The 15,611-nt window shown below is 45.6% G+C and carries 12 protein-coding genes and 2 tRNA genes; 9 read left to right on the plus strand and 5 right to left on the minus strand.

Annotated features, from left to right (window positions below):
• Positions 1 to 83 precede the first annotated feature (83 nt).
• Positions 84 to 1,010 carry a diacylglycerol kinase family protein gene (locus KWJ01_RS19965; RefSeq protein ID WP_224998882.1) on the plus strand — a complete coding sequence of 309 codons (927 nt, stop codon included), beginning with the start codon at positions 84 to 86 and terminating at the stop codon, positions 1,008 to 1,010.
• On the opposite strand, the gene KWJ01_RS19970 is transcribed toward KWJ01_RS19965, so the two are convergent.
• The 4 genes from KWJ01_RS19970 to KWJ01_RS19985 all read right to left on the minus strand — a co-directional run bounded on the left by KWJ01_RS19970 (position 1,007) and on the right by KWJ01_RS19985 (position 4,304).
• Positions 1,007 to 1,627, minus strand: coding sequence for a 1-acyl-sn-glycerol-3-phosphate acyltransferase (locus tag KWJ01_RS19970; RefSeq protein ID WP_224998883.1), 621 nt, complete (start codon positions 1,625 to 1,627; stop codon positions 1,007 to 1,009). The two genes, KWJ01_RS19965 and KWJ01_RS19970, sit on opposite strands and share 4 nt — an antisense overlap.
• A 53-nt stretch (positions 1,628 to 1,680) precedes the next feature.
• Positions 1,681 to 2,448, minus strand: coding sequence for a patatin-like phospholipase family protein (locus tag KWJ01_RS19975; protein ID WP_224998884.1), 768 nt, complete (start codon positions 2,446 to 2,448; stop codon positions 1,681 to 1,683).
• A gap of 1 nt (position 2,449) precedes the next feature.
• A complete protein-coding gene (locus KWJ01_RS19980; protein WP_224998885.1) occupies positions 2,450 to 3,295 on the minus strand; it encodes an MBL fold metallo-hydrolase in 846 nt (281 codons plus the stop codon).
• 61 nt (positions 3,296 to 3,356) lie between these two features.
• A complete protein-coding gene (locus KWJ01_RS19985) occupies positions 3,357 to 4,304 on the minus strand; it encodes an acetyl-CoA carboxylase carboxyltransferase subunit alpha (protein WP_224998886.1) in 948 nt (315 codons plus the stop codon).
• A 220-nt stretch (positions 4,305 to 4,524) separates the two neighbouring features.
• On the opposite strand from KWJ01_RS19985, the gene KWJ01_RS19990 reads away from it, so the two are divergent.
• The 3 genes from KWJ01_RS19990 to KWJ01_RS20000 all read left to right on the plus strand — a co-directional run bounded on the left by KWJ01_RS19990 (position 4,525) and on the right by KWJ01_RS20000 (position 5,529).
• Positions 4,525 to 4,598: transfer RNA gene (locus KWJ01_RS19990), tRNA-Asp, on the plus strand.
• A gap of 25 nt (positions 4,599 to 4,623) precedes the next feature.
• A tRNA-Asp gene (locus tag KWJ01_RS19995) sits at positions 4,624 to 4,697 on the plus strand.
• Between the two features lie 124 nt (positions 4,698 to 4,821).
• Positions 4,822 to 5,529, plus strand: coding sequence for a tetratricopeptide repeat protein (locus KWJ01_RS20000; protein ID WP_224998887.1), 708 nt, complete (start codon positions 4,822 to 4,824; stop codon positions 5,527 to 5,529).
• A gap of 10 nt (positions 5,530 to 5,539) precedes the next feature.
• Here KWJ01_RS20000 and KWJ01_RS20005 read toward each other — a convergent pair whose 3' ends face one another.
• Positions 5,540 to 8,578 (minus strand): PAS domain-containing sensor histidine kinase, encoded by a 3,039-nt coding sequence (locus tag KWJ01_RS20005; protein WP_224998888.1) that lies wholly within the window; start codon positions 8,576 to 8,578, stop codon positions 5,540 to 5,542.
• A 428-nt stretch (positions 8,579 to 9,006) separates the two neighbouring features.
• On the opposite strand from KWJ01_RS20005, the gene KWJ01_RS20010 reads away from it, so the two are divergent.
• From KWJ01_RS20010 to KWJ01_RS20030, 5 genes are all read left to right on the plus strand, one after another.
• On the plus strand, positions 9,007 to 11,292 hold the full coding sequence (locus KWJ01_RS20010) for a S9 family peptidase (RefSeq protein WP_224998889.1): 2,286 nt from the start codon (positions 9,007 to 9,009) through the stop codon (positions 11,290 to 11,292).
• A 147-nt stretch (positions 11,293 to 11,439) separates the two neighbouring features.
• Positions 11,440 to 12,039, plus strand: coding sequence for an urease accessory protein (locus KWJ01_RS20015; RefSeq protein WP_224998890.1), 600 nt, complete (start codon positions 11,440 to 11,442; stop codon positions 12,037 to 12,039).
• 375 nt (positions 12,040 to 12,414) lie between these two features.
• Complete coding sequence (gene ureA / locus KWJ01_RS20020; RefSeq protein WP_224998891.1) at positions 12,415 to 13,176, plus strand: urease subunit gamma; 762 nt, start codon at positions 12,415 to 12,417, stop codon at positions 13,174 to 13,176.
• Positions 13,177 to 13,208: 32 nt separating this feature from the next.
• Positions 13,209 to 14,930: an urease subunit alpha gene (gene ureC / locus KWJ01_RS20025; RefSeq protein ID WP_224998892.1), complete on the plus strand. Its 1,722-nt coding sequence runs from the start codon at positions 13,209 to 13,211 to the stop codon at positions 14,928 to 14,930.
• Positions 14,930 to 15,610 (plus strand): urease accessory protein UreF, encoded by a 681-nt coding sequence (locus tag KWJ01_RS20030; RefSeq protein WP_224998893.1) that lies wholly within the window; start codon positions 14,930 to 14,932, stop codon positions 15,608 to 15,610. The genes ureC and KWJ01_RS20030 overlap by 1 nt, the downstream gene beginning before the upstream one ends.
• Position 15,611: the final 1 nt, after the last annotated feature.

Consider the following 15,611-nt stretch of genomic DNA (forward strand, 5'->3'; position numbering starts at 1 on the left):
ATTTTTTTTGAACAAATAGCTGCAGGGTACATTAAACAAATTTTTAAAATGCCGTATTATATATCATAAGCGCCCTTTGGCATATGAATGATACAAAAGAGCTCAGGATACAGGAAGAAAAGCAGCTACATAAATTAAAAAAGTACCTTTTTGTAATTAACCCGATTTCCGGTGAGGTAGACAAATCAGATCTGGCAGAGTTGCTGGACGATTTTGCTATTACCTATAAATGGGACTATAAAGTTTATAATACCAACGGACTCGATGATAAAAAGCAGCTCACAGGCCTTCTGCAGGAATATAAGCCGGAAATAGTAGTGGCAGCCGGAGGAGATGGTACAGTTAGTCTTGTAGCGCAGCTTATACAAGGTACAGACATGGTGCTTGGTATAATACCGGCAGGCTCTGGCAATGGTTTTTCAAAAGATTTAGGTATTCCGCAGAACAACTTCAGTGCTTCTTTGCAGGCACTTATTCATGGACGCATTGCCAGGATGGATACCCTGCTTGCCAATGAGTTCTTTTTTATGCACCTGGCAGATATTGGCTTCAATGCCCACATTGTTAAGCTATTCAATAAAAGCTCCAGCAGAGGGCTGGTTACTTATATGCGCTTTGTGCTGCGCGAGTTTTTTAAATACCCAACCAATTACTACCGTATTGTAACCGATAATGGCGAGTTCAGGGGAAATGCTTTTATGGTTACAGTAGCCAACTCAAATCAATACGGCAGTAACCTTACCATAAATCCCGATGGTCACTGGGGCGATGGTAAGTTTGAGGTGATCATCATAAAACGTTTTGCAAAAAAAGAAGCACTAAGAATCTTTTATCGGCTTCTCACCAAAAAGATTAATTTTTCTCCGCACTGCATCATCATTCAGTGTACCAGGGCAACTGTTTTCTGCGAGAAGAAGAAAACTTTGCAGTATGATGGGGAGCTGGCCCGAAAGGTGCGTAAAGTAGAATTTGGCATCAAGCCGGGCAATCTGCAGGTAATTGTGCCTTAGCTGGCTTTTGCTGCTCCTGGTTCCGGGTAGTCCATATCCATTCTGGATGGATCAACGCCGTGTTCTGGAAATTTGGCCGTAATGCCGGCATAAAACCCAAGTATCTTATCCATGTCTTCCTGCAGGTTACCGCTGGGGTATATGGTAGGGCCAATGCCGGCATGTTTCTTTTTGTAATCCAGGTAGCCCAGTACAATGGGTACTCCTGCCCGTAAGGCAGTGTAGTAGAAGCCGGTTTTCCATTTTGAAACAAACTTGCGTGTGCCCTCCGGGGTAACCATTATCACCAGCTGTTCATGTTCATCGAACAGCTTTACCATGCCATACACCAGGCTGCTCTGGCCCAATTTTCTGGCACGCTCGCGGTTGCGTTCTACTGGTATGGCACCTAATTTCTTTAGCAGCCAGCCAAGTGGTGCCACCTTCATCATTTCTTTTTTGATGGTATACCGCAGCGGTACGCCCATAATGAAAAATGCTGCCCTGGCATACACAAAATCCCAGTTACTGGTATGTGGTGCAGCAATCATAACACTTTTTGGCACATTAGCGGGGTAGCTTCCTTCTACTTTCCAGCCCGTGATCCAAAACAATATATGTGCAAGAAATTTACCCATAACGCATAACTATCCTATTCCTAAGACAAGTATACAGGCTAAATTGTGACAAATTATCCTGCTGCTTTAAGAATTTCTTCCGTTAACGCAGGCATCTGCGGCTTTAGCCATTCTATGGTTCTGGTGTAGATCTCTTCGGTGCGTTTCCATTCGAACACTTTTACATCTTTCAGTACTTCGGGTTCAAGAAATGAATGGCAAACAGCTTTATTACCCTTAACATTGCCATTTATGGCCAGTAAAAAGGTTCGCTCCAGTATTGCTTTCACAGATGTACCTCTATAATCATGTGCAACCGGATTGGTATGAACACCCATGATGTAGTTACTTTTGCCAATGAGTGCATCTGCAGGCAGGTTGTTGACCACACCCCCATCAATGTATAAATCACTGCCGATTTGTATAGGACAAAAGAAAACAGGCATGCAGCAGGAAGCCAGGACTGGTTTTACCAGCTCTCCTGATGAAAATACATCACATACGCCAGTTCGTACATTGGTGGCAGTAACCATTACAGGCACCGACAGATCTTCAAACTTAGGAGGTAAATGGCTGGTAAAGCTCTTCAGGGCTCCTGCAACATCTATAAGACCCTGGCTGCTGAACTTTGGTTTAAGCAGGCCAAGCACGCTAATTTCTTTTACCAGTGTTAATATTTCTTGCGGGCTTTTTCCTGCTGCCAGTAAGGATGCAATCAGCGCACCACCGCTTGTGCCTGAATAATGAGAAGGGCTGACCCCCCACTCCTGCAGGCATTGTACCACTGCCAGGTGAGCTACACACCTGATTCCACCCCCTGACAAAGCCAAGCCTAATGACATATTAAATATCCTTCAGTCGAAATGTTTCGTCCAGCCTTACTCCTTTTTCTGTATTCTTTAGCGTACAGCACTCATGCAGAGGATCGTGCTCCAGGAAGAGTATCCATTGTTCATCTGCTGCCTGCTGCAGAATAGTTTTCTTTTCTTCCATCGTAAGCAGGGGGCGCGTATCGTAACCCATTACATAGGGCAAAGGTATGTGCCCTGTAGATGGCAGGAGATCTGCCATAAAGACAAGGGTTCTGCCCATATATTGCAGTTTAGGCAACATTTGTTTGTCTGTGTGTCCATCCACAAACAGCAAGTCAATATTTGGTAGTGGAGAAGGACCACTTAAGGGTACAAAATTTAACTGGCCACTTTCCTGTATGGGCAGAATATTTTCCTTTAGGAATGATGCTTTTTCGCGCACGTTTGGCTCAGTTGCCCATTTCCAGTGTGCTTCATTGCTCCAGTAGCGGGCATTTTTAAAGGTTAGTGTTGTGAGTCCTTTCTCACGGTCTGCCCACTGAACACTACCGCCACAGTGGTCAAAATGCAGGTGTGTCAGGAACATATCTGTAACCTCATCTGCAGAAAATCCAGCCTGCTTTAAAGAACTGTCCAGGTTTTGGCCGCCGTGCAGGTAATAATGGCTGAAGAACTTTTCATCCTGCTTATCACCAATGCCATTGTCTATGAGAATGAGTCTGCCATTATCTTCAATCAGCAGGCAGCGCATGGCCCAGGTGCACAAGTTATTTTCGTCGGCGGGGTTTGTACGTTGCCAGAGGCTTTTAGGAACAACGCCAAACATGGCCCCGCCATCCAGCTTAAAAAATCCAGTGTTGATGGTGTGTAATTGCATATCTATAAAATAAAAAACCACATAAACGGGTTTATGTGGTTCTGGTAAAAAGTTAATCAGATTACTCCTGGTATACGCCCATGGAGCAGAATTTATCTATTCTTTGCTGAATAAGTGTATCAGTATCTATTTCTTTAAGTTCGTTGTAGTGCCTGAAAATCTGCGTTCTCACCTCGGCATACATTGCTTCAGGGTCAGCATGGGCACCTCCGAGTGGCTCCTGAACAATACCATCCACCATTTTAAAGTGGTACATATCCTGGGCTGTAAGCCTTAATGCTTCTGCAGCCTGCTCTTTATACTCCCAGCTATGCCAGAGTATAGAGGAGCAGCTTTCAGGAGAAATAACAGAATACCAGGTATTTTCCAGCATCAGTACCCGGTCTCCTACTGCAATGCCTAAAGCGCCGCCGGAGGCACCTTCACCAATGATAAAGCAGATCACCGGCACCTTCAGCATAAACATATCCCTGATGTTTCTTGCAATGGCCTCGCCCTGTCCTCTTTCTTCAGCTTCCATTCCTGGAAAAGCACCTGGCGTATCGATAAAAATAACGATGGGCTTATTGAACTTTTCAGCCAGCTTCATCAGCCGAAGCGCTTTCCGGTAACCTTCCGGGTTGGCCATACCAAAGTTGCGCACCTGGCGCTGTTTGGTGTTGCGCCCTTTCTGATGACCTATAAACATAAAGGTCTGTCCCTTTATCTGGCCAAAGCCTCCAACCATGGCTTTATCATCGCCAAAGTTCCTGTCGCCGTGCAGTTCTATAAACTCATCGGTGAGGCTATAGATATAATCCAGTGTATACGGGCGGTTGGCATGACGAGAGAGTTGTACACGCTGCCAGCGGGTCAGGTTGCTGAAAGTATCAACCTTTAGTTGCCTTATTTTATCTTCAAGGCTTTTTACAGCATCACTTACATCCACATTACTTTCGGAGGCAAGGTCTTTCATTTCCTTTAGCTTTGACTCCAGTTCGGCAATGGGTTTTTCAAATTCCAATAGCATGAGCTCCCTTTGATTCTATAAAATTGCTGTGTAAAGTTAGAAAAAAGCGCTTAAACATCGCTTCCTAGTATAAAATAAATGCGATTAGCAAGTTTTTTAGATCTGAGAATCAACCCCTTAGTTTTTTAGTATAAAAAATGTGCTTACCAACATTTGCGTAGTTGGGTAAACTACATTACTTTTGCATCACGTTTTTACTCAACAGGAGCAAAAACAAAAAGGAGCGGTAGTTCAGTTGGTTAGAATACCTGCCTGTCACGCAGGGGGTCGCGGGTTCGAGTCCCGTCCGTTCCGCATAGTTAGTACTGCTTAAGACCCTGGAGTGGTAGTTCAGTTGGTTAGAATACCTGCCTGTCACGCAGGGGGTCGCGGGTTCGAGTCCCGTCCATTCCGCTTAGAAGCCTCTAGATTCATTTCTAGGGGCTTTTTTGTTGGCCCTGTTAGTTAGAATACTAGATTTATATCAGTTGCCAAACATCTCTCAGGTGCAGGAGTTTTAGGATTGAAGTAAACCGAAATGAACAAGAGCGAGCAAATCAATCTGCTGATCCAGCAGGAAAAATACCAGGAAGCCCTGGGGTTACTCAAGCAGCAAGCCAAAGCAGGTGCCGATGCTGCTCTTCTTTCTACGATGGCCCATTGCAACTATAGGCTCGGTAATTTTCAGCAGAGTGCGGATGAATTAACAGAGGCGCTTGCAATGGCACCAGATAAGGCACAGCTTTATAGCGACAGGGGTATCTCCTATTTTATGTTGGGTGATCGTGAGAAATCATTACGTGATTTCAACAAGGCCCAGGAGCTGGAGCCACAAAATCCTTACAGGTACAGCAGCAGAGCGTATGTAAAAGATGCATTCAGAGATACAAAAGGAGCAATTGATGATTACCAGAAGGCTTTGGAAATAGATCCTGAAGATGCCATCTCTTATAATAACCTGGGCCTGCTACTGGAGAAACTGGGATATCAGAAACAGGCGCAGCAGCATTTTGCAAAAGCTGATCAGATTGAAGGAAGAAAACCCGGCAATGCTGCGGCACAACCGGTATCAGGCATTGAAAAACAAAGTACAGCAACCAATAACAAACCTGTGGCAAATGAACCGGTACCAAAAACAAAAATGACAGCAGGTTATTTAGGAAACACTATCAAAAGTATTTTCACCACCCGTAAAGGATTCCAGGAGTTTATGCAGTACTGGCTCGGGAAGCGTTCAGATCATTAACGTACACCTATTAAAGGGATGGCAGCTCTATTTTAAAAGTGGTGCCTTTGTAAGGAATGCTAAGTAAGCTGATGCGGCCGCCTAGCTTTTCTACTGCATTTTTTAAGATGTAGAGTCCCAGGCCCGGCCCCTTTGAGCGGTCAGTACCTCTAAAAAACATATTGTAGATTTTATGCTGCAGTTTGCTGTCAATGCCAATGCCATTATCAGCCACTTTGATAGTAACCCAGCCTGGCTCCCTAGATGCTAATATTTCCAGATGAGCAAAAGATTCCACCTCACTGCGCCTGTAGCGAATAGAGTTCTCTACAAGGTTATATAAAACAGTTTCCAGAAGCTGTGCATCGCTCTTAAAATCTTTGATTGCTTCTATGCTCTCCTGCAGTACTACTTCTGTGCTTTCGGGTAGCATGGCAATATTGGTTTTTATGCTGCGCCAGAGTGCTTTAAAATCTACTTTAGAAACCTGGCATTTCCGGTCCTTGATTTTTGTAAGCTCAATCAGCGAAACAGTAATGTTGTGCAAACGCACGATCTGGCTGTTGAAAAGTTCAAAATATTTAAGGGCAGCAGGGTCGTCAACTTCATATTTCACAATCTGGTTCAGGCCCATCATGGTTGCTATGGGTCCGCGTAAATCGTGCGATGCCCTGTAGATAAAGGTGTCCAGCTCGTTGTTTTTGAAAAGAAGATCCTGTTCTATCTTTTTCTGTGCTGTCATGTCGCGCAAAATAGTTGAATAGCACTGCACATGCCCTTCCGGATCTTTATGTGAAATAACTACCTGCGACACATGTATTTCTCTGCCATCGTAGCGCAGATAGCTGTTCTGTCCACTCCATGTGCCATACCTATCTGCATGCTTAAGCGCTCTGCGGCTTATTGCTTTTGTAAACCTGGCAGTTTTAAAGCTGAATATTGATTTTTGCTGAAGTGGTTCTTCTTTCCTGATGCCAAAGAAATCCCTGCCTGCTTTATTCAAATATAAGAGGGTGCCATCTGTTGCTGCAATGCTTACAATATCAGATGTTGCCTCTATGATGGCTGTTAGCCGGTCCTTTTCATGTTCCGTTAGCCTGATTGATGAAATATCCTGCAGGGTGCCATAGTACTTGATGAAGTTCCTGGTTTTGGCAATTTTGATGCTTACGTACAGGTGCCGTACTTCTCCATCACCTCTTCTGATACGCAGTTCAAGGTGGTCTGAAAAAGAATCATTATCTGAGTTTACTGTCCGCTCAACAATTTTCAGGTATTTTTCACGATCGTCGGGATAAATGCTTTCCCGCATACGTGAAACTGCAATCATGTTTCCGCCTTCTTTTGCCCGGCTGGTTCCCATGATCTCCAGTACAGTATCGCTAACCAGGAAGCAATCAGCAACAGGATCAAACTCCCAGGTGCCCAGGTTTGCAAGCCGCAGTGCATCCGCTAATTTTTCTTCGCTTTTTCGCAGTTCTTCTGTACGGGTTGCTACCAGCTGCTCAAGTCCTGTGCGATATTCCTCAAGCTCCTGTTCGGTAAGTCGTAGCTGGGTAATGTCCTGAGCTGTGCCAAATGCATGCACAATTTCGCCGGTATGGCTTATCTCCAGCCTAATGCTGCTAAGCACATGTATGATTGTGCCATCAGTACGCTTAATTCTGTAATCAACAACTTCTTTAAAGCAACTCTGGCTAAACTCTACAGCTGTCCGCAGCAGGTAGCTTAGCTTCCCCAGTTCTTCAGGCAGTAAAAATTTTTCGCAAAACTGCTCCCCTGGCAATGCTTCCAGGGGTTCCGGTATGCCAAGCAGGTCTCTTAGCGGCTGATTCAGGAGCAGGCACTCATCAGCAATTGAATACTCCCAGCTGCATAGTTTGGTAACTTCAAAGGCATCTTTCAGTTTTTGCTGGCTTTTCTGTAGCTCAAGTGTTGTTCGTTTCTGTTCTGTGATGTCTCTTGCAGTTGTTACAACCGACTCTACTTCTCCAGTAGCGTTAAATTCCGGAATCAACACCCAGTCAACCCAGGTGCTGTCTGGCAGTTCAAGATCGAGCTGCAGCCGTTGCCCTGAAGAAAATACCTGCTCCAGTGCATTGTGGCAAACAGAGGTAAAGGACTCAGGAAATCCCATTTCAGCTTGTGTTTTTCCAAGAAAATCCTCTGCCTGGTAAGGTAAATAGTTTTGTACCTGTGAATTGACAAATGTATGCCGGTGTTGCCGGTCGAACTGCATGATGATGTCCGGGCTGTACTCCGCCAGGACCCTGTACTTGTCCGTGCGATTGCCCGATTCCTCCTCTGTTAGCTTCAGATGCTTATTATCCTGTTTCAAACATTCCAGTGCCGGTCTGTTAATGTTGGTTAGAGCTTGTTTGTCAGGAACAGCACTAAGCAGGATTCGTAAAACATCCTCCTGTTCTTTAAAAGCTGCCTGCAGGTTTATAACAGCGTTACTCCCGGGGCTTATGGAGGGCTGAACAGTGGCTGTATTTGTCTGCTCCCTACTGCCTGGCTGTATGGCTACCTTTGATGCATTTTGCAAGATCTCCTGTAATGCAATGCCATTCAATAATTCCCTGGGCTCATAGCCCAGCCAGCTACAAAGGGTTTTATTTGCCTGTAATATTTCTCCCACACTGTTAACCCTTAGTAAATCCAAACTTTCAGCTCCAGCATCATGCTGTAGCTGGATTGTCTGTGGTTCCTGTGCTGGTACTTCTGCATGCACAGGCAGCCATTTTGTGCAGAAGTAAGTGTGGCCTCCGTCAGGATCTTTTTCCGGTACAACTAATAAATTGGCATAGAATGTACTATTATCTGCCCTGCGGCATTGCACTTTATTTTTGATGAAACCTTCCTGCAGTGATTGTGAAAGAAGCATCAGTAGGCATTCTGATGCGCTCATGCTATTTGGTTGGCTCAATAATAAACTGGCTGGAGTCTGGGCTAAAAGTTGTTGCTCATGCTGGTAAGCAAACAGGCGTACGGCAGCCTTATTGCATTGTAGCAATGTGGTTCCGGTAAATATTACTACTGCATCGGCCGATTCCAACCAATTTGCCATAACCAGCAATTATCAGAGAGTGAGTACCCGTATTTTTATCATGCCCGGGATGTGTGGCCCTGATCCTGGATGTAAGTTAAAATAAATAAATGACATCAATAAAATAATTTTGATAAATTAATGATGTTTTAATCTGCAATATTCCGATACTTTGTAGAACATCTATTCATTAAATTCCTTAAATATTCAATTTTTAGAGTAAATTCTTCTAAAATCATGTTTGAGCAATAAGGTAATATTTGCGTACCTTTTGAATATGATTTCTTCCTTAGATTAAAGCTGCCAGTTTGTATCTATGTATTCTGGAAATAGATTAGCTGTTTCTATTTATTAAAAGCTTCATGGTTCAAAAATTATTCTGTTTAGTTTCTTTAACGTTCACACTACAAGTTGCTGCTCAGGAGCAACAGCTTACAGTGCAGCAAATCATGCAGGAGCCTGCCCGGTGGATAGGCACCTCGCCTTCCGATCCTGTCTGGGAGGATAATAGCAGACAAGTTTTTTTTAAGTGGAATCCCGACGTTGCACCTGGCGATTCTCTGTATATGTATGACCTGCGATCTGGCAACATACAAAAAGCTTCCAGGAGGGTTACCGGTATACCCGATGCTAACCCATACTTTAACGTGCAGAAAGCAAAGAAGCTCTACCTTCAGAATGGAGATCTGTATGAAGAGGAAGTGAAAAATGGAAAGGCATTACAACTAACCCGTAATATCAGCGGCATCAGCAATATTAGTTATGCCGCAAACGGATCTGACATATACTTTACCCTGAATGATAATCTTGTTTTGCTCGACAGGAAAACTGGCACCCTTCAGCAATTAACAGATTTCAAAAAGGGAAACAAGCCTTCAGAAATTGAACCTACTCAACAGAACAAGTGGCTGCAGCAGGATCAGCTTGCATTCTTCGAGGTTCTTGAGCAGCGTAAGCAAAAGCAGGAACAAGCAGAGCTGGCCAGGGCCAGGGATCAGCAAAGACGCCCGCAGCCAATCTACATCAGCGATGCGCGGGTAGATAACCAGACTGCAAGTCCCGATGGCAGGTACATCACTTTCAGGCTGATCTCCGCTCCTGGTGATGAAGGCACAAAAGTGCCCTCTTTTGTAACAGAAAGTGGTTATACCGAACTACTGGATGCACGTGCTAAAGTGGGCAGCAGACAGATCTCCAGCAGGATGGGCATTTATGATACCAGGAGAGATACTGTTTACTTCCTACAGACAAAAGATTTGCCTGGCCTGGATAAGTTGCCGGATTTTGCAAAAGATTATCCTGATAAAGAGTTTAAAAGAAATACAGATGTTGTGATACATGGCCCCTTCTATCCGGAAAATGGAAGCAGCTCTGCCCTGCTGGAAGTGAGAAGCCTTGACAACAAAGACCGCTGGATTGGCCTGGCCGATCTGGCAACAGGAAAAATGGAGGTGCTGGATCACCAGCGGGACGAGGCCTGGATCGGTGGTCCCGGCATAGGCTGGCTCTTTAGTCCCGGCGCAATTGGCTGGTTACCCGGTGGCAGCAAGTTTTGGTTCCAGTCTGAGGAATCTGGCTATGCCCACCTGTATACCTACGATGTTGGCAGCAAACAGAAAAAGCAGCTAACCAGTGGCAATTATGAAGTTTATGATCCACAAATAAGCCGGAATGGCCGGTATTGGTATTTCCATTCCAATATGGTGCACCCGGGCGTAAGGCATTTTTACCGCATGCCAATTGAGGGCGGTAAAATGGAGCAGCTTACCAGCGGAGATGGCAGATGGGATGCCACCCTCTCTCCGGATGAGAAAACACTGGCCCTGCTCTTTTCTACTGGTAACACCCCACCAGAGCTGTACCTGCAGCCAAACCGCAGCGGTGGGTCTCCAAAAAAAATAACAAGTAGCTTAACAGAAGAGTGGCAGGCTTATCCCTGGCGCATGCCCGAATATGTAAGCTTTAAGGCAAGCGATGGTGCATCAGTACCTGCCAGGTTGTACCGCCCGGCCAATGGCAGCCAAAATGGGCCTGCAGTAATATTTGTACATGGAGCCGGCTACCTGCAAAATGCTCATAAATGGTGGAGCAGTTATTTCCGTGAGTATATGTTCCATAACCTGCTTGCCGATAAAGGATACACCGTGCTTGATATCGATTACCGGGGCAGTGCAGGCTATGGCCGCGACTGGCGCACAGGTATCTACAGGCATATGGGCGGCAAAGACCTAAGCGACCATGTAGATGGTGCCCGCTGGCTCGTGGAAGAGCTGGGTGTAGACAGCAGCAGGCTAGGCATCTATGGTGGATCTTATGGTGGTTTCATTACACTTATGGCTATGTTCACTGAGCCTGGTGTTTTCAAAGCTGGTGCAGCCCTTCGCTCCGTTACTGACTGGGCGCATTACAATCATCCCTATACCGCTAACATACTTAATGAGCCCTATACCGATAGCCTAGCCTATGCCCGCAGCTCCCCCATATATTATGCCGAAGGTTTAAAAGGCCACCTGCTCATAGCACATGGCATGATAGATACCAATGTACATTTTCAGGATGTTGTGCGGCTTTCCCAAAGGCTCATTGAGCTGGGCAAAGAAGACTGGGAGCTGGCAGTCTATCCGCTGGAAGATCATGGCTTTGTTGAACCCAGCAGCTGGACGGACGAATACAGGAGAATTCTGAAGCTGTTTGATGAAACCATAGGTTCTGACAGAAATAAGCCTGCAGAATAGTAAGCTTATGCTGCTACATTAATTTTTAAGGCTGTTTCTGCAGATTCAGCAAGAAAATTAGTGCAGCAGCATATTTTTTTATGCTGATTTTCAATTTCGCTCCTTAAATTTACACTTACCCCTGTTATTCCTGATGATTTAAGGAGCATGGAAGAAGTATTACCAATTCTGTTTGCAGCTGTAGTGGGCATGGGACATGCTTTCGAAGCAGACCATTTGATAGCCATGAGTGCCATCGTGAACAAGCGCGACAGCATGTTACTGGCTGCCCGTGATGGGCTTTACTGGGGACTTGGCCACACCACCACCATAGTAGTGGTGGGTGCTGTTATTATGCTAAGTAAAACATTGGTGTTTAATTCAGGCTATTTCGAAGCTGCGATTGGTGTAATGCTGATCCTGGTAGGAATATTGAGGTTAAGCAGTAATAAAAAACAACGCTACAGTCCTGGTCGCTCTAAATACAGCTATGCCTATATGATTGGTCTGGCCCATGGCTTAGCCGGTAGTGGTGCTTTGGTGTTACTGGTTATGAGCGAAATTGCTGATGTTTACTTAGGCATTTTGTACCTGCTGATCTTTGGCATAGGTTCCATTGCAGGCATGCTCATTGCAGCCAGTCTGTTCAGCATTCCATTTACTCCACGCATGAAAATCAACCAGAAGATACGTGAACTGGCAGTTGGGCTGTCTTCACTGCTATGCATCATTTACGGAGGCTGGATGATCTATGTAAATATAGGATAAGCAGGATAGGCAACAGAAACAATCATATACCTCTTGATAAATTCCCTGGCTAAACCTTATTTCCATTATACTTTATCCGCAGGAAGGGTTGTGTGTAGAGAGAAGTATTCCTTGACAGACAGGTTTGAGAGGTGTAGCAGATATCTCTCTTCCTGCAGCCTTCACTCCTGTTGATTTATCCATTTTTTTTATTTTAGTAGTTTATAATTAGGGCTGCTTTAAGTGTAAAATGTTTTTTTATCTAATAATTGCCTTAAATTAGGAGCAGTATCTGCACCTAAACTGGTTTCTGGCAATATTGGGCCCAGCTGTTTTGCAGATCATCAATGGCTATACTGCTGCTGAAGCTCCTTTTATTAGCACATACTGTTTCTTATGCATCTCTCCCCAAAAGATATTGATAAACTGGTGCTCCACAATGCCGGTTTCCTTGCACAAAAACGTTATGCCCGTGGTTTGCGCCTCAACTATCCCGAGGCAGTTGCCCTTATTGCCGCACAACTGCTGGAGTTTATCCGCGATGGTGAAAGTGTGGCAACACTGATGGACAAGGGTAAAAAAATCCTCGGTCATGATGATGTAATGGAAGGCGTAGCCGGACTTATCTATGAAGTTCAGGTAGAGGGTACTTTTCCTGATGGCACCAAGCTGGTAACGGTACATCATCCTGTCTGCAGGCAGAAGGGATCTGCTGAGTTGGCATTATATGGCTCCGGTTTAAGCCTTACACCTGCCAAAACACCTGCACCCGATAATATCATCAATACCAATCCCGGTGCTTACGAACTACAGGATACAGCCCTGGAGTTAAACAGCGGCAGAAAAGTAATTTCTATTGATGTAACCAATATGGGCGACAGGCCTGTGCAGGTGGGTTCCCATTATCCTTTTTTCGAAACCAATCCAATGCTAAGCTTTAACAGGGCTATGGCTTTCGGCTTTCGGCTAAACATTCCAGCCGGTACTGCAGTACGCTTTGAGCCCGGGGAGCGCAAAACAGTAGCACTGGTAGCCCTGGCAGGCGAACAGAAAGTCTATGGTGGCAATGGCCTTACAGATGGCGCTGTTGATGACAGCAATAAGGCCAGAGCAGTTCAGGCCATGAAAGATCAGAACTTTCTGTATACAGAGCAGTAGCATTATCTCTTCACCCTACATTTTCCCAAAAAATGAGCTATAGAATAGACCGCAGGGCATACGCCGATATGTACGGACCCACCACCGGCGATAAGGTTCGCCTGGGCGATACCAGCCTGTTTGTGGAAGTGGAAAAAGATTATGCCGTATATGGCGAGGAGTGCAAATTTGGTGGTGGCAAAGTGCTGCGCGATGGTATGGGCCAGGCAACGGGAATTGCCCAGGCAGATGCACTTGATCTTATCATCACCAATGCCCTGGTGATAGATTATACAGGCATCTATAAAGCTGATATCGGCATCAAAGACGGCTATATCTGTGGCATAGGCAAAGGCGGAAACCCTCACATTATGCCAGGTATATCACCGAACATGATAGTTGGCGTTACCACTGAAGTAGTGGCAGGCGAAGGCTTGATTTTAACAGCAGGAGCACTGGATACGCACATTCACTTCATTAGTCCGCAGCAAATACCGGAGGCGCTGGCGTCTGGCATTACCACCATGCTGGGCGGTGGCACGGGCCCTGCAGCCGGCTCTAATGCTACTACCTGCACTCCCGGAGCATTTTATATTGAAATGATGCTGAAGTCTACAGAAGAATACCCGCTGAATTTTGGGTTTTTGGGCAAAGGCAATTCTTCCAAGCCGGAGGGGCTCATTGAACAGATTGAAGCCGGCGCGCTGGGATTAAAGCTTCATGAAGACTGGGGCACTACTCCCGCAGCCATAGACAACTGCCTGGCTATAGCCGATCAGTACGATGTGCAGGTGTGTATTCATACCGACACCCTTAACGAGAGCGGCTTTGTTGAAACCTCGGCTAAAGCATTCAAAGGCAGAACAATTCATACTTACCACACAGAAGGTGCCGGGGGTGGCCATGCACCTGACATCATCAAAATTTGTGGTGAGCCCAATGTTATCCCCTCCTCTACCAATCCTACCAGGCCTTTTACCATCAACACCATCGATGAACACCTCGATATGCTGATGGTGTGCCACCACCTCGATAAAAACATTCCCGAAGATGTGGCCTTTGCAGAAAGCCGCATCAGGGGAGAAACCATTGCAGCAGAAGACATACTGCACGACCTGGGAGCACTTTCCATTATGGCTTCGGATTCGCAGGCGATGGGCCGTGTGGGCGAAGTTATTACCCGCACCTGGCAAACAGCGCATAAAATGAAAGAACAGAGAGGGCTTCTGCCGGAAGATGCTGCATCCTCAGCACAAGCCGATAACTATAGGGTTAAGCGCTATGTTGCCAAGTATACCATCAACCCTGCCCGCGCACATGGTTTATCAGAAGTGGTAGGCTCTGTGGAAGTGGGCAAGCTCGCAGACCTGGTGCTGTGGAAACCAGCTTTCTTTGGCTCCAGACCAGAGATGATTATCAAAGGAGGCATAATTGTGCAATCGCAAATGGGAGATGCAAATGCATCTATCCCAACCCCGCAGCCCTACATCTCAAGGCCAATGTTTGGTGCTTTGGGTAGTGCCGTTGGTAAAAGCTCTGTTGCCTTTGTCTCGCAGGCCTCATTAGAGCGGGTAAAAAAGCAGTACGGCCTTACTAAAAAGGTGATGCCGGTAAAGGGCTGCCGCAACATTGGTAAAAAAGATATGGCCCTGAACGACTACCTGCCCAACATAGCCGTAGATCCTGAAACTTACCAGGTAACTGTAGATGGTGTACACCTCAGCTGTAAGCCTGCCACTAAACTTCCGCTGGCACAGTTATATAATTTGTTCTGATGACAAAGTTTGCACGCCTGATGCACCTGGTCGATTCTTCCATTCCAACAGGTTCTTTTGCCTATTCCTATGGCCTGGAAAGCAGCATAACTTTTGGCCTCATCAGGAATCAATATGAGCTGCGTAACTATCTTTATGCTTATCTGCAGCAGATTGCCAGCATGGAGATACCCTTTATTAACTCCTGCTATCAGCAGCCGTTTCCTTATAAAGGTTTGGAGTTGCAGCAGCTTGTAGAAACCTACGATGCCATGATGCTGGTGCCTACAGTTAGCAAAGCCAGCCTGGCACAGGGAAAGAACTGGATCAGCCTGCTGCATACCTTCTACCCTGCTGAGGATCTGGATGCAATACAGGAGTGGTTTATTTTAAGAAGGCTGCCCCTGCATTTTATTCCTGTTTATGCACTGGCACTAAAGCAACTCCAGTTTTCACCAGACGAAATCAGGAGCATGTACCTGCACATGGCCCTGCGCGACCAGGTAAGTGCTGCCATCCGTTTAGGGTTTATTGGCTCTATGGAAGGAAATGCACTGCAGCACCAGTTTTATACTGTTTTTGAAGACCTGATCAGTATGCATAGCCACAAAACGTACAAAGATGCCTGTCGCTCTGCATTCCTCTTAGATACTGCCCAGGTTTTTCATGAAAATGTTTACTCCAAATTATTCCAGAACTAGC

Source organism: Cesiribacter sp. SM1 (assembly GCF_020178975.1).
Taxonomy (GTDB): Bacteria; Bacteroidota; Bacteroidia; order Cytophagales; family Cyclobacteriaceae; genus Cesiribacter.